Below are 21,105 nucleotides of genomic sequence, written 5' to 3'. Positions count from 1 at the left end.
TTATCTATGTGAACTAAATTTAATTATTTGCTTTAGGAAACAAAAAAAGAAAATTACTAGGGGGTGTAAGAAAGTGAGTAAGCTAAAGAAAGTTTTTCATACTGCAAGCTTCGTTTTAGCTGTTTTCTTAGTTTTATCATTGGTAAATATATCTTTTGCGCAAGGGATAGTTTCGTCAGATGTGGTTGGGACTGTTTCTGAAATTGACAAATATGGAAATGTCCATACTGATATCCCAGAAACAACAATCTTCGAATATGGTTTTGAAATAGGGGATATGCTATTATTAAAACTTGATGAAACAAACGTTATTGCACCTTTTGTTACAACTTATGGCGACGTTGACAGAGGCAGTCCACTTGTTAGAACAACAAGTGGTCATGTTCAACTTGCAATTAACTATGGGAATTTCGCCAAAACCTATAATTTAGAAATTGGAGAAACAATAACTATCCAACTCAAAGAAAAAGGAGCGTATAAATCAGAACTTGAAATTCGTCATTTAGTTAGAACAAACAACAGGGATGACTATGCAAGTGATGAAATCTTTGCCAACTTTAGAGAAGTTACCCTTGGAAATATTGGAGAGGGGAAACTTTATAGATCTTCACACCCATCCATCGATGATCCGCGTTCTCCATATGCAAGTAAATTAATGGAAAAAGCAGGAATTAAGACTGTAATTAATTTATCCGATTCACAAGAAGAATTGATGAACAATCTACAGTATTCAAGTTATTACAAGACGATATATGATCAAGGCAATCTGATAGCTCTTAACATGGGTGTAGATCCTATGAGTGAAGACTTTGCAAGGAAATTAAAAGAAGGGTTACTTTTCATGATTGAAAAAGAACCTCCATATTTAGTGCATTGTGTGGAAGGAAAGGATAGAGCAGGTATAACTGTTGCACTTTTCGGGGCAATAATGGATGCTTCAACAAAAGAAATATATAGCGATTATGTAAAATCATACGAAAATTATTACAATATAGAGGAAGGGACACCAGCCTATGAGGCAGTTGAAAGAATAATTTCAGATTTATTTGTTGAAATGAACAATGGTGATCGAGTTGATGATTCAAATATAAAAGAGGTAGCTATTAAATATCTAACAGAAAGAGTAGGATTAACCAAGGAACAAATTTATCAACTACAACAGAAACTAAAATAAAAAAAGCAAGATCTATATACCCCCCTTTGTGGTGGATTTTCTATTTTTTCAAAATTTTTTATCAAAGGCCTAAAAAATATGATATCTTTTAATTTAAATATGATTGAAGTTTGTTGTCTTCAACATTCAGGCCATTATCTTCAAGAAGATGTTTGAACTATTCAAAGACGAAACCCTCAAAAATCGGAGAAGGATTAAAGCTAAGAGCGAAATTAAAGGCATTTGAGAAAAATGGAGACAATTTAAGAGACGTCGAATGGTGCAAAAAACGAAAAAACAACGATGAAAGTTATAAAGTAACAAAGAAGGAAATAAAAGAGGCAGTAAAGAGAGTTAAAACTTATACCAAAGAAAAAATAAACAATATTACATTATTAAAGATGATCAAAGTTAACGATATCTCATAGAATTCTATTAGTAATAAAATATGGAAGAATGATATAAAAAACACATAATAATGGAGCCTTTGCTTTAAGCAATTAGATGGGTTGTCTTTAAAAAAATATTCAACAGTTTCTAGACACTATCCTTACTCATCCAAAATTGCTAAAAATAAATCGAGCATGCTAAAATATCTTCTTTTTTGTTCCTTTTATTGGTAGTAAGTGCAGTTTATGCTAATTCACAAGAATTAATAACAATACCAGATATAGAAAACCTCGAAAAAGCAAAAGTTTCTTCTATATTGGGTGGAGACACAATTAACACTTACCAATACGCTGAAAGTATCAGATTGATCGATGGAGGTGGAAGCTGTTGGGAGAAATAATATATGAACAACTGAAAACCCTTAAATCTGTTGAAGAATTGCACCAAAGATTAAAAGAATCCGGAATGAAATGGAATAAAGCACAATTACAACTATTTCTTCTTATGGATAGTAATATTAAAAAGACAGGGGATTTATACAGTGTTAAAGGAAATAATCTAAATACTATGATATTGGACATAGTGGATAAAGTAATGGAGGGTAAATCTATTGTACCTATAAAAAAAATTATGGAGCATGTGCCAAATGATATTATAGTAAGTGCAGAAGAGATATCAAAAATCGCCGTGCAAAGCGGGAAGTATAAACTTCATCACAATCGAGCTATTTTAATCAGAGCAAAAAATTAAGGAGGGATTTTTATTCAGGAACTAAAGGATAGAATCAAAAGACTTGGTTATGAAGAAATAAAGGATATTGATGATGCTACCTTTATAGCCAGTCATAAAGATATATATGTATATGTAAAAAAAATAGATGAAGAACAGTTAAGGCCAGAACTAGTTACTGCCGTAACATTTGAAGCGATGGCAACAGACCCTATTCCTACATATGCTTGGATTACAAATGGTACCAGCAATGCCTATGTACTTGTGGAAGAGGAAAAGGGTGTTCCAGAAATTCCATCAGTCTTTGAAGATGAAAACAAATTGTACTCAGGCAAAAAGCAACTTACTGATAGGGACAAATGGTCAATAAGAAAATATCAGGAGTTACAAGAGAAATTTGATGGACTCCATGAAATGATTTATGGAATGAAAGACCATGTAAATAACTCCAATGATGTAATCGATGAATTCAGCAAACTTATTTTTTTGGAGACCTTCAGGCTTTATCATTCTGAATATAGATTAACTAAAGGGAATGTAGGGGGAAAACTATTTAATGAAATATATAGATATGAATATGTAGAAAAGTATAAGGATAAGGCAGTCCAGGAAATAAGGGAAGCCTTCAAAGAAATAAAAAACCATGAAGAGTATGTTGCTATTTTGGATAATGGGGAAAAGGCCAACATATTTGGTGCAGATGAATATATAAAATTAGAGAATCCAAACATCTATATTGCTGTTTTAAAGGCTCTCCAGGATTTGGGGCCAATATTAATTGATGGTGTAGAGAGGCGTGCCACATTACGGGATTTAACTGGGGATGTATTGGGTAGGGTTTATGATGTACTGCTTCGTGGGAAGTTTGAGAATAAAGGTGGTATGGGTATCTATCTTACCCCAAGACAGGTAACGGAAGCAGCAGCAGAAATGGTTTTACACGACCTTACCAAAGACGGGGCAGCAAAACTAATTGCTAAAGACCCCAAAACAGGAGCACCTATCCTCCATATAGGTGATTTGTGCTGTGGTTCGGCAGGATTTTTAATAAAAATGCTTCAGAAGATAGAACACTACCTTCTGAACAAATTGACAGGAGACAAGAAGCAGTATGAGGAACTTTTTGAACAAATGAAGGAACACTGTTTTATAGGTGCGGATAATGCCCCAGGAATGGTTCTCAAGGCAAGAATCAATATGGCACTGCATGGAGCGCCTAAGTGTCCTATTTTCCAAACGAGAAATTCCCTTATGAATACACGACTTGAACCAGGTACATTCGATGCAATCCTTACAAATCCCCCATTTTCAAAAAACGGAATTGCGAAAAAGATTAAGAAGAGAAATACCACTGTTGAAAACCCTGAAGGTGCTGAAATTATCAAATATTATTCGTCTGACATAGATGAAGATGGACAAAACAGGATGAGTCCCTATGGCTTATCACTTGGGTCAGAGCCAAACAGCAGAGGCAAATGGAAAGAAGTAAAGTCGTCGGTAGACCCAGCAGTGTTATTTATTGATAGAAATCTGCAACTGTTAAAACCAGGCGGATTGCTCATGATAGTTGTACCAGATGGAATCCTTTCAAACTCCGGGTATAAATATGTTCGCGAATATATTATGGGTAAAAAGAACCCTGTAACAGGTGAATTCGAAGGTGGCAAAGCGATACTGAAAGCAGTAATCAGCCTTCCACAGGAAACTTTTGCCCTTTCAGGTTCAAGTGCAAAAACGTCGCTGCTATATTTAAAGAAGAAAGAACATCCAGGAGAAAAACAGGGTCCTGTATTTATGGCAGTTACAGATGAAGTTGGATTTACAGTAAAGCAGAATGTTGAAATACAGTTAGGCGATGACCACAACGACTTATTAAAGATTGTGGAGGCTTATAAAAAGGGTATACCAGAGGAGGAACAATAATGTATTTTGAATATATATACCCAAAACTTATAGATGATAGAATAGATGCTCAATTTTTTACTCTTGAATACATAGAATCATTAGAAAAAATTAATAAGTTTAGAATAGAAACGCTAGGAAATATTTCAGAAAGAATTTTCGACCCTCCACATACTGCTCCTGAATTTGTTGATAAGTCAGATTTTGAAATGATTATGATTGAAAATATAACTTTAAATGGAATTGAAGGTAACTTTAGAGCAATTTCAGAAATTTGTCATAAAGATGTATTTAAAAATTCACATTTAGAAGGAAATGAATTATTGGTTAGTAGAGTGGGAAATTCAAGTGGTACTTTTGCATCGGTTTTTCTTTGCTACAAAGGAAAGAATGTATCAGGTAATATTTCTATAATAAAATTAAAAAATGAAGTAATTGATAAAGAATATGTTTTTGCCTATTTTAATTCTAATGTTGGACAAAACTCAATAAAGCGGAATATTGCTAACACTGCGAGAAAATTTTTGACTATTAATAATATTAGAGAATTCCAAATCCCTATCCCATCTTGTGAAATTCAAAAGTACATAGGAGATAAGGTTAGAAAAGCAGAAGAGTTGAGAGAAGAAGCGAAAAGGTTGAAGAAAGAGGCTGAAGAAATTATAAATAAGTCATTAAATTTCAAACAATTGGACTTGTTTTATAAAGGAATTAAAGTAAAATTCAAATGGATAAGTACCAATCTACTTACTGATAGAATTGATGGGAATTATTATGAACAAAAATATTTTGAAACTATTAACCATATTAAGAGAAATTCAAAGAAATATATAACTTTAAACAGTATAATAGATTCTATTTATAGTGGAAAAAAGCCTATATATGAAGAAAAAGGTGCAGAAGTATATTTTGTTCAAAGCGGAAATATATCGTCAAACTTTTTGGAAATAGATAACAAAGAAAAAGTAGATTTAAGCAAATATAGTCAGGTATTATTTGGAGATTTATTAATTGCCAAAGATGGTGAAACGATTGGAAAAATTGCTATTAACTTTACAAATGAAACAATTATTATTAACGAACACACGTACTGTATTAGATTAAAAGAAAATTATAAGTATTATTCTGCTTATATCTATTACTTATTGATTAATGATTATATAAATTCATTATTTTGCAGAGAAGCAACAGGAAGTGCACAAAAAAGCTTAAATTTTTCATTTGCTGAAAACATTATTATTCCTATATTAGAAGAGTATATAATTATGAATTTATATAATTTAGAATTAAGGCGGTGCAATAATATCTATCAATCTAAACATCTAATCCAAGAAGCCAAGCAAGATATAGAAGACCTGATAGAAGGCAACTTTGATATGTCAAAAGTAAAGGCGGATAATTAAAATTTTAAGTCAAAGGCAGATGAAACCTTTGGTAGACATAAATGAATTGGTGGAAAGTTTAAATAGTCTATATGACAATGGAGAAATAAAAAATAACACTGATTTACAATACCTTATAGGCCAAAACTTTGTTAAGGTTGCAGAGGATAGGCTAGTTATCACAAAAAAATGGATTAAGTTCAGCGGAAAGGCAGGCAGGGAAAATTTTATATCTTCACTTCTCTGTTTCTATCCGCCTCTGTTACTTAAATTGCTAAAAAAAGTGTACGAAGAGGCTTGTATTATAGGTCAGAGGGGGGACAGCAAAGCCTTGTACGAGTTTATAGACAGCATTCCTGAATTTGCTGAAACTATATTAAACATTAAGGATAAAGATGTAGAAGAGACGAAAGAAATAAAGTCTTTTTATCATGCCGTGTTTAATGGGTATCCTCAATATCCTTCAATACTTACAAAACTAAAAACCATGCAGCTGGCAGAGGACACAGAGGATGTAGAGTTATCACCGATGGGTAATAATCCTAATGAAATATGGATCAAGGGCAGGATGATAACTTCATCTGTAAACGTCCTGGAGTTAAAGGATAAAAATAAATACACCTTTACTCCCTATGAGTATAATGATGTTCCGGTGGAAGAGCCAGTAAAAGAGGTTCTTTCTTACCCATGGGAAACTTTTCTAACAATACTATTAATGGTAGCCATTGAATACCAGACTGCCGGTTTTGAAGGCTTATCCATAAGACCTACGGACCATACCAACTATTATGCAACCCAGCCTTTGGATTTTTACATTATTAATACAAAGGGCAGAGAAGTTAGGGTAGGAAGACTTAAAGATTTTGTATATGAGTTTTGTATTGGAAATGATATGTATCTTTTTCCAGATAAGGCTCCTGAAGTAGACAAAGTAGTTTTTGATATGATGGATGTACAGAAAATTGATTTTAAAGATGGGGAATATGTCCTCAATGAAAAATTTAAAGACCTGATATACTCAAAGGATATTATTATAAAAAACCGCTCAAGAAAGTTTAAAAGCACTCTTAAAGACTATATAGAAAAGTTGAGGAATACATTATGATTATCAAGATAGGTAGGGACAGATTTTGGGTAAAGACAGCCAATATAGAAAGATGGGCAGAAATTTTAAAATCTTTACCGAAGAAAATACCCTGCAACAGTAAGAAAGATTTAGCCAGAGATTATCTAGGCTATGAGATTGACAAGAGCGGGAGAATTGTGAATGCTGATGAGGCATATGGTCTTTTCGGTGCTGAAAAAAGTAGAGACTCTTTAACTATTACTGGATGTAACTTTATAAAGAAAATTAAAGATGGATATGAACTTACAGAAGGTGCCAATGAATTGGTAGAAAAATTTAAGCATGATGAGGAATGGGAAAAGGTGTTAGGAAGACAATTATTAAAGTATTCCATAAGAATTAGGGCCATTGCTTATGCTATGCTAAATGGAGGATATCTCTATTTTGAAAAAGGATATATGGGGAACTTTGTAAAGGCTTATATTATCCTAAATGACAAGAAGTTTTACATTTTCAGCAGCAAGTTCGATCAAATAAATATTAATAGTTTAATGAAGGAGAATCCATTAAAGATATTAGGCGTTTTTTGGAGAAATGAACTAGATGTTTCAGAAATAGAAGAAATTGAATTTAGAGGTGTTAATAAAGATTATCCTTCTTTAAGCTCTATGAGTACTTATTTAAAAACACCAATGCTGTTATTTGACTACTTAGGGTGGATTGTTGAAAGTGGAGATGGAAGGTACATTTTAGATAAACATAAGATAAAAGAGGATGCAGGTATTGATATATATGAAAGTTTAGTAAATGAAACCGATATGGATGATATAGAAATTCTACATAAATTAATTAAGGAGTACTCGGATGCAAGGGAATTTTTCCCAATAGAAATAGTAGGCTCCATGTTGAAAAAGATGGTTGACGGTGAGAATACCATGACAAATGAACGATGGATTGACCATTACTTTGTTACAGGTATAAACAAAGGGAAGTTTATAATTAAAGACCATGAGCAGGGACAGCCCAGGCATGGCAGGGGCTTGCTGGGGAAAAAAGATTATCAATTAATTAAGTTGGAGATTAGAGATTAGGAGGAATGGATATGTCTATATGGGCTCCCTTCGGTACCAGTGATTTTCCTTTAAATCAGCCGATGGTAGGGCAAAAAGAATTTTACGGGATTTTTAAAGGCTTTACGAAGACTATGAAAAGTGCAGGGATGGCAACTATTTTTCCGCTGATTTCAAAGTGGGGTGTAGGTAAATCCCGTATCGGTTTCGAACTTATTTCGGAACCTCTTGGAATGGACAAGGGCTGGATTGTTAATGAAGATGGTGTACAAAAGGAAGTAAGAATTTTCAAACCGAATTTCGAAGATAAGGTGCTACCGCTATACATAAGGTATTCCCAAATGTGCCATCCAGATTTAATTGGAGATAACTGGGTGGTTTATGGCATTTACACAGCACTGTCTTATTTAAGCAGAGAACCCGATGGAAGCATTCAGGGAAAGATTATGGAAGCCATTCAAAATGCCTTTTCTCCTGTAGGGTTTGATAGAAACATCCTTGGAGATTTACTGCAAGTAGACAGGGTAAATTTAAATGAGCTGGTTATAAGCAAAGAAAAATTGGATGAGTTAACCAGAAGAGCAATGGAGTATATTAAGAAATTCGGTATTGAACATTTTCTTATTATTTGCGATGAGTTAGAAACAGCTGGGGAAATTGCAAAGTATGGAATTGAAAAAGAGAAGAAACTGGTAAATAAAATTGATGGAGAAGCAATTCAGGTAATTACAAGTGCTATAAAGCATGAAGACCCAAGGAAGAAATATCCAGAGGTTTCCTATCTTCTTTTGTGTTCTACAGTTATAGGAGGGAGTATCCAGGGGATAGGTGCTTTAGATAGAAGAACCGAAATGTATGAAATGCTTCAGAATTCCTTCGCAGATATATCGGATTATATAGCCTATCTTAACAATAAGGGTATGATACCTGAGTATCCAAAAGGACTGATAGAGGCAGCCTATACCATTGCAGGAGGTAACTTTGGTTGGTTCAACGTTATTATGAATAACGTAGACCAAAAGATGGAAGATAGTTTTGTCAAAAGACAAACAGGATATATTTTTGAAACCATATTAAATTCTAGCAACCGTTTTAAGGAAAGTTTGATTGATAAACCTGCTTTTGACTATATTCAGTGTGATGACAGATTCAGACAGACTATTAAGCATGCTCTTTTAGAGCAAATCCCTAAGAAGAAAACAAGCTATTCTGCGGAAGAAATAAATGCCATGATGGATGCAAAGGCAGAAGATGGCGAAAAGTTATTCAAAGAGTTTTACTGTGTGAAATTAGAAAAGGATGATTTGGCGGTTTATCTAAATTCTCAAGGCTACAAAAGAGAAACGAGAGATATATTTGTTAATAATTTCGGTAGCAGTTTTGATTTAGGCATACTTTTAAGAACCCTGAAGACTTTTTCTCTCAATGTAAAAGAAAATGAGTATATTGTTGGTAAGGAAGAAGAAACATTTTTAGACCAGGTCAGGATGTTGTATCCCAAGGATGATATTGAAGAATCAGCGAGAAATATCTATGGATATATTCTTGAAAAAATAGAAAAAGATGATATAAAAAAAGCAGAATATATTGGACCAAACTTTGCTTACTTAAGTCGCCTTGATAAAAGGTATAGAGTAGAAAAAGATGATTTTGGTTACGTTCCGGATACTGAAAAAAATAAAGAGATTGAAGCGCTAGTAAAAGAAATAATCAAAAACAGAAAAGAGGAAGTAAAAAGGGTTCTTTCGGGTACCTGCAGGGCTTTAGAGATAAATTACCCTGAGGAAAGTTTCTATACTATCGATGGAGTTGAATGTGTCAGGACCAAGGTAGAAGGAGGACCATATCTTGATGTTCATGAGGACAGAATAGTAGATATTATATGGGGCAAGGATGAAGAGAAACTAAAAGATGCACTGTTAGATAGCCGACTTTTAAAAGAAGGAGTTCATCCTGTTATTGTAATCTCTGATTCTGTTATTAGTACGGAGTACAATGAAAAATTTGTAAAAGAAAAGTATGAAGGCATAGGAAAGTGCTTGATATTTGTCAATATAACCAGACTACAAAAACATATTTTAGAGGTCATGTCCATAGATAAGGATATATTGGATATAAGGGAGAACAGAAATGTTGTTACTTCTACCTTCAGGGATAGAATTAGAAAAATCAGGGACCATTTTAACCTAAAGGCAAGGGAATGGTTTGAAAAATTAGATGGAGAAGGCTGGATATTAAGACCTATCATCTATAAGAAACATGATGAGAAACAAATAGCACTGCTGTCAAAGGCCTATAAGAAGATGCTCATCCATCACCTTGATTTTGAGGAACTTGGAAGCAAAAAAGATGTGAAATTGTCCGATGCAGAATATACCGAGTTAAAGAATGTTTTGAAATCAACGGCCATAGGTAGGATGAATGAGGGAAAAGGATATAAGGAAACAGGGTTATTCATTCATGAGGATGAAAATAATTACAGCATAAATATACCAGCCTGTATGAACAGAATACTGAAGTTTAATGGAAATATCAACAAATCCATGACTGATTACAGGAATAAATTTTTCTTCAGCCTTATACACGAGGTAAAGGCGAAACGCATTATAGAACAGTGGTTAGAGTTTATGATGGGGGTAAATCTTTTACTGAGAACCAGGGACGGTTTTATTGAGAGAATATCCAATTATAAGTTGGACGGCCGGTATTCTATGGTTAAAAAATGGCTGGAAGATGACTGCAAAAAAGAAATTGACAGCATGAAGAAGGTTATAAACGGTCCTTATTTGGATGTCCTTGAGAAGAATCAAATACCTTATTATAAAGTTCAGCTCCAAGAGGCTGAAAAAATTAAGGATAGCATTAATGTTGATGTGTTATCAGAAAAAGATGATAAGAATATGGAAAACTTCAGAGATGTCATTTCGAAGATTGAGAAATTTCTTGGGATTTGCTACCAAGCATATGAAAGCGATGGATGGAATAACATAAAAACTTATAATCCAAACATCATAAAGGATATTAAAATTGATGATAAGGAGAAGCCTTTGTGGTTTAGGGTAAGGCATATAAGATTGTTTATAGACTATATTAATACTTTAAAGGACCCGGCAGTAAAGAGTATTACAGATAAAATTGCAGAAATCAAGAAAAATTGTGAGTATGGCGGTTTTATGCTTCCTATCTCTCCGATAACGAACATATTGCAAAAGTATTGTAATGAACTGGAGAGCTCAACTGATTACGAAAAGATGACTATATCAGGTACAGGAACTATGGTTTCCTATGTAAATACATTAGCATATAAGTTAAAAGATGGGGATTTTAGTGGAGCATATAGGCGAATTGAAGATATTCTTGATGACTGCGGATTAGAGTTTAATGAAAATAATGAATTAAAGTGGGCTAATGATAGAGGAATAATAGGTGAGTATAAGGATATTTATAAGAATTTTACTTCTATCATTGACTTTTATAAGAAATTACCTGAAAGTAAAAGGTGGGTTGATTATTTTTCAGATGCACCAGAAAAATTAAGGAATCATACCGAGGTGAAGAATTTAAGCAATTGTATTAAGGAAATAAAGTTATTTGTTAACGGCGGTCTTGAACAGGAGATTGAAGATAACGAGCCTGTTATGCTGAGTAAACCTGATGAATTTTTGGCCTTTCTTAAAAAGAGGGTAGAAGATATGCAGCAGTATATAGGGCTTATTGAAGGTTATAGAACAAATGTAATGAATTTAGCAAGGACAAAGAAGAATGAGTTTTATGATAATTTGCTGATAAGTACCATAGATAAGATATGCAGAGTACAAGGTAAACCTCCCGTATCCGCGCAGATAAGCATGGAAGAGTACCCAAAAGAGGAAACTTATACTGCCACAAAAAAAGCGATACAGAATAAAATGAATTTGCTTGCAAGTGAAGGTGAATCATTCTTTAAAAATTCACTATTGATTAAAAAAACTACATTTAGTTTCTTTAAGCAGGTAGTAGAAAAGAATGGAGACATTAACTGGGATAACTACCTTGAGGAAAAGCGTGAGTTAGAATCGGTGAAACTCATTCGGACAAAGGTTGAGGTACTGTAATGGCTATTCAAATATTAGATGAATATAAGAATAGAACAGAATACAAGCTTCTTAAGGATTTTTATGATTGCCAGGTAGCCCAGATGAATTCACTGCAAACTGGGATTTTAGTTCTGCCTGGGATTCTATTAAGTAAACTGGGCAAACAACAGTTAGACTTGCTTAATACATGGCTGGAGGATAATAAAAACCAGTTAATACTTACACCTTCCTGGACTAAAATGAATTTAAAGGAAATCCTTCACTCATCGGTAGATATAGGAATAAGTAGAACAGATGATAATTATGAGGGAATTCCGATAGGCTTTTTGATTGATACCACTGTAAAAGATGTTGTATTTCAACAAAATGGAAAGAAATTTGGAATTCATTACAGGAAGAATACGGGAACAGGTCTAGTAACGGTAGTCACACTACCGTTATTGGACTATAAAATGATTCAGTTAGAAGATAAATTAAAGGCTCTTTTTAATTCCCTGCTTGTTGCTGAGGATGTTAAACAAGAATCCTTGGTAGAAACAAAAGATTTTATATTAGGTGATATTCATGTTTATTTGATTATCCTGACAGGGGCTGATATTGACTTAAGTCAATGCCTGTCAAATATAATTCATAAATATTTTGGAGTTTTCATTGATGAAGAAACTGCTAAGCAAGGATATCAAGACCTGATAGCAAATCAATATATTAACAAGAATGGGTTGTTGAGCAAGGGAATGGATGTGATACAAGAAAGGAATTTAAAATCCTTTATCAATGCTGTAAAACAAAGGAGAGAAAAAGAAGATGGATGGATTTGAAGAAAGTAATACTCCAATATCCCAAAGCATAGTGGCTAATATTCAATTAGGTCTTCCAGCCACAGTTTCTAGGTTATCATCCAAAATGCGGTTTATTGATAAAATAGCCCCTGTCCTAAAGGAAAGTGGGGTTGTTAGAAATATAGAATTAATAATCCCTCTCACTATCAAGGTATCAGGTATTGCTGCAACCAATAGGACTTCCAGTGCATTTGGCGGAATGCTATATGTCGCTGGGGCAGTAAGGCAGGACATACTTATAAGTGAAGGTTCTATTTATAAAACAAGACAGGAAAGTATCGTTGATGTAGATGAGATAGATGACCTGGATAATCAGAAAAAGTTGAAGTTTATAGATATTATCAATGTATATAAACTTCTGTCTGATTTAATGGAAGATGATGAAATGCCTGAACTTGTTTTGATAGATGTGCCTTTAGTACTTGAACGTTCGGATGCTCCCCTTGCAGATAGAAAGGATACTATAAAAGTTTATGATAAATGCAGGGAGACCATTAAGTTTTTCTGGGAGAAATATAAGGACATGGTATATCCATTTAATGAAAATGGAATTAAGATCGGATCAGTGGGAACAAAAAGGTTTGGTGCAATTATATATGCTCTGACTGAGGATAATTTAGTTTATATTCCAGATGATGTGGACAGTAGTATAATTAAAAAGATGGAACAACTAATGCCCAAAATTCAAGATGTAGGTATTAAAAGGCTGCTAACAGGTATTCTTGTAAAAAGAACAAGGACAGCAGCATTTCAATATGACGGATTAAATAAGGATAACAGGCTGGAGCCTGAAACTTTACGAGATGTGGGATTAATAGGCATGCATATTAAGGGGGGGAACACTACACTACCACTTTTGGTAGAAGTATTAGGGGGCGTAAAAGATTGGTCATCTGAAATGCTGGATGAACTGGCTTCTCAAATTATATCCATGATTGCATTTGACCAGAAGAAAGCACTACCACTGCCATTGTGGTATGCCAGATATTCTTTAAAGCCAGTTGAGGCAACAAATAATGGGAAAAATGTAATTTTAGGATACTATAAAACACAAACCAGGGAAATGCTTCAAAACGAGGCATTAGAGAACATTTGGAAAGAAGATTTGGATGTATTTGAGGACTGAGGAGTAGGAGTGATTGTAGTGGATAAATACGTAGGCAAACTTATCGGCAATACAGGCAATCCTAATGATTTAAAAATCGCCCTCGAAAACAGTTTCTCTGCTAAAAGAGGAGAGTTTGTAAAAATTAAACACAGAGAATCGGAAGAAGATGGGAATACATACGTTCTGGGAAGAATTGTATCCATATCCAGGAGTAATATTCTGTATAACTCTAATATGGGGGAGGGGCTGACATCTCTCGAGATACTACCAGGTGCTCAAGTTACCGGGGAGACTTTATTTGGGACTATAGAACTAGTGGGGTACAGAGATAACTATGGGCAGATAAAAATACCAAGGCGACCCCTTAATCCAGGGGAAAAGGTATATGGTGTTGATTATGAATTTTTATCAAAGTTTTATAAGTTTGATGAGAATACAAGCATTAACATAGGCAATTTGATTGGATACGACAAGGGGAATAATATAGTGCCTGTTTATCTCGACGTAAACAAACTGGTTACAGAACATTTGGCTGTGTTGGCAATGACAGGTTCTGGTAAATCGTACACTGTGGGTAGAATTATTGAAAGACTTGTGGCTGAGATGAATGGCTCAGTAGTAGTATTTGATGTTCATGGGGAATATGGCAAGGCGTTTGAAAAGGGAGAGATTCATTTTAATAACAATTTTGATTACATTGAGGATGAGAAAGAGAACGAGAGCATATTAAAAATTCAAGAGAATTTATTAAAGATGCTGAATGCTGGTGGAGGAATAAAAGTATATACTCCTCAGCTGGATTCTTTTGATTATAAATATAGTGCAAAAAATCATCATTTGGCCTTGCAATTTGATAGATTCGATATGGATGATTTATCTTCCATTCTCCCGGATTTAACAGAAGCTCAGGAAAGAGTATTGGATGTTGCCATCAGATATTGGAAAGCAAAATATAATAATCCGCCTCGGGATATTCAGGATTTAACATATCTCATTTCTGACGAACAGGGACTTGAGGAACTAAAAAGATGGGACAATTTGACGGAAGGGGAGGCAAAAGCGCTGAATAATCGAAGCGCAGCAGTTGCTTCTATGAAGTTGGGCCGAGTAATAAATGAAGCAAAGAGTTTTTATACAAGGGCAATTGGTGAACCTACAGATATTTATGAAATGATTGGGGAAAAAGGAAAGAGCGTGGGAAGGCTTGTAATTATAGATTTACAAGGTTTGTCAGATGATGCTAAGCAGATTATTACAGCGTTAATATCCAGCGAGATTATGAGGGCAGCATCAGATAAAAAAAGACAAATAAGGCCATGTTTTCTTGTATATGAAGAGGGACATAATTTTGCACCTGCAGGGATTCCAAGTATATCTAAAAAAATCATTAAGAAAATTGCAGCAGAAGGAAGGAAGTTTGGTACTGGATTTGCAATTATTTCTCAAAGGCCCTCAAAATTGGACCCTGATGTTACATCGCAATGTAATACAATAATTACAATGAGATTAAAGAATCCAGATGACCAGAGGTTTATTGCAAGAACGTCAGATATGTTTTCATCATCTGATATTGAAGAATTACCATCTTTATCAACGGGAGAAGCATTGATAAATGGTAGGTCAATACCTGCACCACTGTTAGTAAAAGTAGGAACAAAAGCACTTATACATGGTGGTGAATCCCCTGAAGTTATTAAGGAGTGGGGTACATTTAATGGATAGGGAAAAGATAGTTGAATTTATAAAGGAAGAGTTTAAAACAGGAAATATTAGGAACAAATTGTTTCCTATGATGACAAAATTTGGGGTAAGGGACTATTCAGAAACTGTCCATACTGTAGGTCTTAATTATATAACCGCAATAGGTAGATTTATTGATGGGGTTACGTCCCTTTCTGAATGTCCTGTGTTTCCATATTCTGAAAAAAGCCACTATGGAGAAATGGTTGCAGAGAGCCAAGCCAGTTACGGAATAAAAGTTAACGAAGTAAGACCGGATTCTATTTGGTATTCGAAAGAGGACAATAGTCCTATATTGATTTGTGAATTTGAAAGATATGAAAAGAATAGACGAAAAGATTTAAAAATCAAGGAAAAGATACAAAATCTGCTTCTTGCTTATCATCAGTTGGGCGAGAATGTACCTATTATACTGTTTGTATATTGGAGTTATGCTGGTAAGAATCCAGGGGATATTGATGAATATATATCAATATTGGATAAAGGCTTTAAGAAAAATGATGGTATATATATACAAGGGATAAATACTTTTAAAACGACCTATCTGGTTTATCGCTGTGTTGCTTCAGGCAATATTGATAATTTAACACTAAATCAGTGGGTAGAGGTAGGTTAATTATGAAGAAAAAAGCAGTTAATTTTCATCCACAAGTAGATTTGAATATAGGGGATAAGTATTTGTTGAAAGAATTTATTGATGAGGGTTCCTTTGGTTATGTATGGAAAGCTGTGAACTTTGAAAGCAGACAAACAGTGGCACTTAAAATACCAAAGGACCAGGAACGTGGGGATAATACCCTATCGGAAGGGAAAGAATTCATCGGGAGTTATCACCCAAATGTTATTTCTATATTCTGGATGGGACGCGTAGATGGAGTTTTTCTAATTGAAATGGAATATTTTAATGGGCATAAATTATCAGATGAGTTATGTGAAACTGGATTTAAGAGTCCCAGAACATTTGAAGAAATATATAATTTGTTTTTTCAAATATTGGATGGTGTAGAATATATACATTCAAAGATGATATGTCATGGAGATATTAAGCCTCAAAATATATTAATAGATGGGGAAATAGCCAAAATAACCGACTTTGGTACAAGCAAACTGATAGAAGATTTATTTATAAAAACAATTGATGGCGGAGGCACCTGGGCTTATATGGCTCCGGAAGTGGCTGGCTCGAACCGCAGGTATCTTAACTCTGATATATATGCATTGGGGGTACTTTTATACAAGTTTTTAACTGGCAGAACTCCTCATGAAACTGCCAATCAATTAATTAATAATATGCCTTATCCAAAACCAAGAGAAATAAACAATAATATACCTGAATCAGTTGAAGGAATAATCATGAAATTACTTAAAAGAAACCCCGAGGAAAGGTATCGGAGCATTAAAGAGATAAAAAAGGATTTCGAAGAGGTATTAAGGAATGGAAATAACAATATTATTTCTTACAACAAGCTGGTTGGGGTAAGATATGAGAAGGCTGATTGGATAGAAAGAGTAATCCGATACTATAAGAATAAAGAACTTGATAAGGCAGAATTACTGTTAAAAACTGAATACGAGAATGGAAATAAATCTGCTGAGGTATTGTATCACATTGCTTATACATATTTTCAGCAAAGAAGATATTTTGATAGTATGGATGTGATAAAAGATATTGATATTACACAGGTAGAGGATATCAGGCAAGAGGCATTAGAAGATAACCTTCTTTACTTAAAAGGGAAATTGTTTTTTGAACTTAAAAAATATGAGGAAGCAGTTAAAGTATATGAAAAACTAGTATCGAGAAATCCAGATGACTTGAACTATATATATAAACTGGCATGCGCCTATGGCTTAAATAATGAACAGGGAAAATCCATAAAGATTCTGGAGGATATTAATAAAAAGATCCCTGGAATGCTTTATATAATAAAAAAACTTGGTCACGCATACGACCAGAGAAAAGACTTTAAAAAGGCAAGAGCTTATTTTAATTATGCCATACGTTTAGATCCGAATGATACCCTGATTAAGAGTAGGCTGGAGGAATATAGTAAATATTTAAATTATCTTGGGTATTAGAGTGGGATGTTTTGATTTGATAGAAACAAAATTGTGATTCTAGTGTAAAAAGTCTTTTTTCTTAACCAAGAGAGATAAATATCAAATAGGTTGATTAAACAAAGATACAAAATATAGTTAGTAAAAATAGGTTCTCTTCCAAAAAGTGTGGTAGAAAAAAATGAAATATGAACAAATGATTAAATAATCTGGTATCATTTGGAGGAAAAACACAAAAAAAACAACAAAATACTTACTATTAAAAAATCCTAACAACCTTACCAAGAAAGGTAAAGCCAGACTCGATGAATTGATGGAATATCAACATCTTGACACAGTTCAAGCCTAGGGATTAGTACTTGAGTTTAAAAAGACATTCGATTACAAGGAACTTTCTTATGTAGCTAAGCATTTTCTGTTTTCCTTTATTGTCCTTGGTAAACTTAATTTAACTCCAGCTTAATTACCCAATATTTTCGTGAGAGAACCAAATTTTCTTTCAAACCATTTAGTTTGTAGTGTTCAAATAATGCTTTTTATCTCTGATGTAATCTTTGAAATACAAATATAATCCCTTCAGGGAATTCTTCAAGGCATTTTTCTGAAAATTAAAAAGTGTTTTGTCATTTGAAAGCTTAAGTTAAATTAACCCATACCACTTCGCAGGAGATTCCTCAAAAGAAATATCTTTTACAATGTTTTGAGGGTAGAGATTTGACATATATTATCTCATCAGGAAGTCTTTAGACAATTGGTCTTCTGGTATCTTTCTTTCTATAGGTAGATATAAATTTACTGGAATCATCAACTGTTTTAGGTAAGAACAAAGCATTGGCCCCATAATACCCCAAGGTAACCATCCTAGTCCACAACCCAATGCTGGAATTGCCAAAGACTTTATACCCTCATGTTTATATTGAGCTATAAGCCATTTTAATCCTTCTTCTATCCCTCTAAAGTCTGCTGCTTCTCTCCAATTGGTTTTTGTAGGAAAAAGCAAAAACCAGGTTTGTAAATTCAAATTGGTTAACTTTTCAGCTTCATCAGCCAGTATGAAGTCTAATGACTCCTCTCTTTTATAAAGGTAGGGTTTCCCCATTACTAGAGTTTTGTTCTTGCACAAATCCTGATATTTTACATATACGTCGGGAAATTGATATTTAGCCCTTGATGCAAGTCCCTTGCCCATAACACCCACAGTATTAACGCTAATAGTAAGAGTTTGCATTCTTGAAAAAAACATATCACCTTCAACAAGGGTAAGAGTTTCTGAAAGAGGAATCTTACGGGAAGGTTGGAAAAATAATTCTGGTTCGGGAATCACAGGAATATTTCCGTTGCAAATTGACTTAGCTTTATTTAGCGCATTTTCATCAGGCACATAAATTTCACTGATATAGTCAGGCTCTATCTCCTCTGGAATTAAACATTCAGCCATAATTTCTCGTTTGGAACCATCGGCGGAAGTCCACCATTCTTTATCAGCCTTTTCTCGTATACCTTTAAGGTGCTTTTGCGCCTTATCATATGGTAAAATCTCTGTATAAGGACTTGCAGCATTTCCAGTTGTGATAAATATATCTTTTTTCTCAAAGATGCTATTTCTAATACCGATAATTATAATATCTTCTGCCTTGACTCCACTAAAAAATATTACACGATAAAGCATAGCATTGCGTGGTTGGAAATACAAATTGGCGAAATCCCACAGATTTTTTCCCTCTGTAACTTTTTTTTCTTTTCTGCTAGCAACTATCGACGAATCGTAGATAGGAGTAAAATCAATTTTATCTTCTTCTATTTTTCTATGACATAAAATGCCCCTTTTTAAAATTGAAGCTAAGTTGTTTATATGAGTGATATAATAGAGTTCTCTTAGTCTTAACATATTTCACGCCCTCCAATTAATGGTCTGATTAATTTATAACCTAAAGCCTTGGGTTTGACTTTTGTGCTGTCGTGAAATTCTATTTCGCAATCGTTTACTTTTTTATCCATTTACCAGTAAGATTAGACAAAGTCTGTCTAATATCCAGCTTGTCTCGAGGGGAGGCAAGGGATTGGGATAGAGGTTGCCAAATCAACTTTGACTTTTTTGAGCATCTTTTCGTATTTCATAAAGACATATTCTGATAAGAACTTCTGCCTGAGGCATTAAATAAGACGCCATCTTCACATTTGCAATTTGTCAGTGTTTCCTTGGATTATTCCAAACTGGTAATACTTGAAAAATTGGTGTATGCCACTTGAATCTTGGGGTCCTACATTTATCCGTTTATTAGAGATGCGTAGTTTTTGTCATCCTGGTAAAAGCACGCTATAAAAACTCACTTACATTTCAAAGGTTAAATATTTTTTCTGGTCATCTTCTTTGTCTAATTTGTTTAAATTTAAAACGGCTAATCACTGGTACCAGAGCCACCAAAATAATCTAAATATATAACCTCACCACATTCCATGACTAAAAACTGCTTTATTGTGCGATAAATTTTACGCGTTTCAAATTCAGAACTCCCAGTATATTAGTCAAATACTCACTTCCATATTGAGGATTAGAATATAATGGATGTTTCATAAGTGTTTTCGGTATTTCAGTGTAAAATGTTGGAGTAAAAATATTCACTATCGTAACAATATAAGTGACTTTTGGACAGAAACTCTTTCAAATGTTCTATGCCATTCAGTTTTTCACTATTTATAACAATAGCAAAACAAATTCATACCTTGCTTTAATATATTTTTCTCTTAGATTATCAACAAAATCATCATCAAAAGTCGAAATTTTACTATCATAAACTTTCTTATACTCTTCTAGGGAGATCATAAAAATTCCCTTCCTTATTAAGCAGTATCAAATAGTATCTATTTGGATGATCTTCCTTGAATTTGTGCCCGTTCTCTTTAGCGAAGAGGATTTTCTGGGTTCAAGTTCCTTTACAAATAATTTATCGATAGCACCTAAATCTTTTGCGTTGTTATATGATATTCGCTCGTCTAAGATACTTTGCTTGCAACACGTCCTTGCATCTTAGATTCTGAGGCCATCGTAGTAATAGGACTAATATAATTATTCTTTTTAAACCCCTTATCTAATAGGGTTGTGAAATATCTCAATTCAACATCGTCAATTGTTGTTTCGTTTATTTCACCATTTTTTAGAAAGGATTTTGAAATATTCAACCTATTTTCAATCAGTGCCAAACAAGAACGTCTTTATATCTATAGGTTATTGGAGATGAATCTGTATTAAATAGCGGGTCAATATATATTGTTTTCACTTTTTCTTGAATTTTGGTAGGATCGTGTTTGGTGCTTGATAGTTTTCACTCTTTATCAGCCAGCCGTTTAAGGTTTTATCCAAATCCTCAAGATGGTTCAAAATCTCAAGCTCCAAATCCTTAAAGTACTTAGTATCAATCGGAAGGTGGTATATTTTTTGTTTAAATGCTTGCCATTAAATCAGTCTGAAAAACATCACTATTTTTAAAATTCTAGCGAATTATATCATATTAGATGTTTGTGAAAAAGATTAATTTGATTATAATTCGATGTCTTTGAACTGTTATCATATTCTTGACTCCTATGATAAAAA

At 33.8% G+C, this 21,105-nt stretch carries 16 protein-coding genes and 1 pseudogene; 14 read left to right on the top strand and 3 right to left on the bottom strand.

Translation table 11 applies throughout. The features are described from left to right. Positions 1-73: 73 nt before the first annotated feature. The 14 genes and pseudogenes from BZ25_RS01635 (at position 74) to BZ25_RS01575 (ending at position 17,534) form a co-directional block, all read left to right on the top strand. Positions 74-1,174, top strand: coding sequence for a tyrosine-protein phosphatase (locus BZ25_RS01635; RefSeq protein ID WP_199676822.1), 1,101 nt, complete (start codon positions 74-76; stop codon positions 1,172-1,174). A gap of 113 nt (positions 1,175-1,287) precedes the next feature. Then, positions 1,288-1,618 (top strand): annotated as a pseudogene (locus BZ25_RS01630) (ISLre2 family transposase); the annotation flags it as partial. Between the two features lie 139 nt (positions 1,619-1,757). Next, positions 1,758-1,943 (top strand): hypothetical protein, encoded by a 186-nt coding sequence (locus tag BZ25_RS10175; protein WP_147429922.1) that lies wholly within the window; start codon positions 1,758-1,760, stop codon positions 1,941-1,943. Next, positions 1,931-2,293 (top strand): hypothetical protein, encoded by a 363-nt coding sequence (locus BZ25_RS01625; RefSeq protein WP_121515513.1) that lies wholly within the window; start codon positions 1,931-1,933, stop codon positions 2,291-2,293. Before BZ25_RS10175 ends, BZ25_RS01625 begins: the two co-directional genes overlap by 13 nt. 177 nt (positions 2,294-2,470) lie before the next feature. After that, positions 2,471-4,195 carry a class I SAM-dependent DNA methyltransferase gene (locus BZ25_RS01620; RefSeq protein WP_199676821.1) on the top strand — a complete coding sequence of 575 codons (1,725 nt, stop codon included), beginning with the start codon at positions 2,471-2,473 and terminating at the stop codon, positions 4,193-4,195. Next, positions 4,195-5,577 carry a restriction endonuclease subunit S gene (locus tag BZ25_RS01615; RefSeq protein WP_121515511.1) on the top strand — a complete coding sequence of 461 codons (1,383 nt, stop codon included), beginning with the start codon at positions 4,195-4,197 and terminating at the stop codon, positions 5,575-5,577. The genes BZ25_RS01620 and BZ25_RS01615 overlap by 1 nt, the downstream gene beginning before the upstream one ends. 28 nt (positions 5,578-5,605) lie before the next feature. Then, the gene (locus BZ25_RS01610) at positions 5,606-6,661 is read left to right on the top strand and encodes a hypothetical protein (RefSeq protein WP_121515526.1); all 1,056 of its coding nucleotides are present in this window, start codon (positions 5,606-5,608) and stop codon (positions 6,659-6,661) included. Continuing rightward, positions 6,658-7,713, top strand: a complete 1,056-nt coding sequence (locus BZ25_RS01605; RefSeq protein ID WP_121515510.1) for a hypothetical protein — start codon at positions 6,658-6,660, stop codon at positions 7,711-7,713. The genes BZ25_RS01610 and BZ25_RS01605 overlap by 4 nt, the downstream gene beginning before the upstream one ends. A 128-nt stretch (positions 7,714-7,841) precedes the next feature. Beyond that, positions 7,842-11,786 carry a hypothetical protein gene (locus tag BZ25_RS01600; protein WP_199676819.1) on the top strand — a complete coding sequence of 1,315 codons (3,945 nt, stop codon included), beginning with the start codon at positions 7,842-7,844 and terminating at the stop codon, positions 11,784-11,786. Further along, positions 11,786-12,586, top strand: a complete 801-nt coding sequence (locus BZ25_RS01595; RefSeq protein ID WP_121515508.1) for a hypothetical protein — start codon at positions 11,786-11,788, stop codon at positions 12,584-12,586. Before BZ25_RS01600 ends, BZ25_RS01595 begins: the two co-directional genes overlap by 1 nt. Further along, entirely contained in the window at positions 12,573-13,733 is a 1,161-nt protein-coding gene (locus BZ25_RS01590; protein ID WP_121515507.1) for a hypothetical protein, read from the top strand. The genes BZ25_RS01595 and BZ25_RS01590 overlap by 14 nt, the downstream gene beginning before the upstream one ends. An 18-nt stretch (positions 13,734-13,751) precedes the next feature. After that, entirely contained in the window at positions 13,752-15,437 is a 1,686-nt protein-coding gene (locus BZ25_RS01585) for a helicase HerA domain-containing protein (protein WP_121515506.1), read from the top strand. After that, positions 15,430-16,071 (top strand): hypothetical protein, encoded by a 642-nt coding sequence (locus tag BZ25_RS01580; RefSeq protein ID WP_121515505.1) that lies wholly within the window; start codon positions 15,430-15,432, stop codon positions 16,069-16,071. Before BZ25_RS01585 ends, BZ25_RS01580 begins: the two co-directional genes overlap by 8 nt. 65 nt (positions 16,072-16,136) lie before the next feature. Beyond that, entirely contained in the window at positions 16,137-17,534 is a 1,398-nt protein-coding gene (locus BZ25_RS01575; protein ID WP_199676818.1) for a serine/threonine-protein kinase, read from the top strand. Positions 17,535-18,237: 703 nt separating this feature from the next. Here BZ25_RS01575 and BZ25_RS01570 read toward each other — a convergent pair. The 3 genes from BZ25_RS01570 to BZ25_RS01565 form a co-directional block, all read right to left on the bottom strand. Beyond that, positions 18,238-19,401 (bottom strand): DarT ssDNA thymidine ADP-ribosyltransferase family protein, encoded by a 1,164-nt coding sequence (locus BZ25_RS01570; RefSeq protein ID WP_121515503.1) that lies wholly within the window; start codon positions 19,399-19,401, stop codon positions 18,238-18,240. An 807-nt stretch (positions 19,402-20,208) separates the two neighbouring features. Further along, positions 20,209-20,337 carry a hypothetical protein gene (locus tag BZ25_RS10525; RefSeq protein WP_255415868.1) on the bottom strand — a complete coding sequence of 43 codons (129 nt, stop codon included), beginning with the start codon at positions 20,335-20,337 and terminating at the stop codon, positions 20,209-20,211. Between the two features lie 170 nt (positions 20,338-20,507). Next, positions 20,508-20,714, bottom strand: coding sequence for a hypothetical protein (locus tag BZ25_RS01565; protein WP_121515502.1), 207 nt, complete (start codon positions 20,712-20,714; stop codon positions 20,508-20,510). Positions 20,715-21,105 lie beyond the last annotated feature (391 nt).

It is taken from the genome of Petrotoga sp. Shatin.DS.tank11.9.2.9.3, assembly GCF_003665005.1.
Lineage (GTDB): Bacteria > Thermotogota > Thermotogae > Petrotogales > Petrotogaceae > Petrotoga > Petrotoga mobilis.
Note: the sequence above shows the minus strand (reverse complement) of the source record. Positions and strands in the feature narration are given on the sequence as shown.

Excerpts from the sequence above, each read along its gene's own strand:
- BZ25_RS01620 (WP_199676821.1), top strand. The coding sequence starts at position 2,471 with ATGGCAACAGACCCTATTCCTACATATGCTTGGATTACAAATGGTACC.
- BZ25_RS01615 (WP_121515511.1), top strand. The coding sequence starts at position 4,195 with ATGTATTTTGAATATATATACCCAAAACTTATAGATGATAGAATAGAT.
- BZ25_RS01605 (WP_121515510.1), top strand. The coding sequence starts at position 6,658 with ATGATTATCAAGATAGGTAGGGACAGATTTTGGGTAAAGACAGCCAAT.
- BZ25_RS01600 (WP_199676819.1), top strand. The coding sequence starts at position 7,842 with ATGGCAACTATTTTTCCGCTGATTTCAAAGTGGGGTGTAGGTAAATCC.
- BZ25_RS01595 (WP_121515508.1), top strand. The coding sequence starts at position 11,786 with ATGGCTATTCAAATATTAGATGAATATAAGAATAGAACAGAATACAAG.
- BZ25_RS01590 (WP_121515507.1), top strand. The coding sequence starts at position 12,573 with ATGGATGGATTTGAAGAAAGTAATACTCCAATATCCCAAAGCATAGTG.
- BZ25_RS01580 (WP_121515505.1), top strand. The coding sequence starts at position 15,430 with ATGGATAGGGAAAAGATAGTTGAATTTATAAAGGAAGAGTTTAAAACA.
- BZ25_RS01570 (WP_121515503.1), bottom strand. The coding sequence starts at position 19,401 with ATGTTAAGACTAAGAGAACTCTATTATATCACTCATATAAACAACTTA.
- BZ25_RS10525 (WP_255415868.1), bottom strand. The coding sequence starts at position 20,337 with ATGATCTCCCTAGAAGAGTATAAGAAAGTTTATGATAGTAAAATTTCG.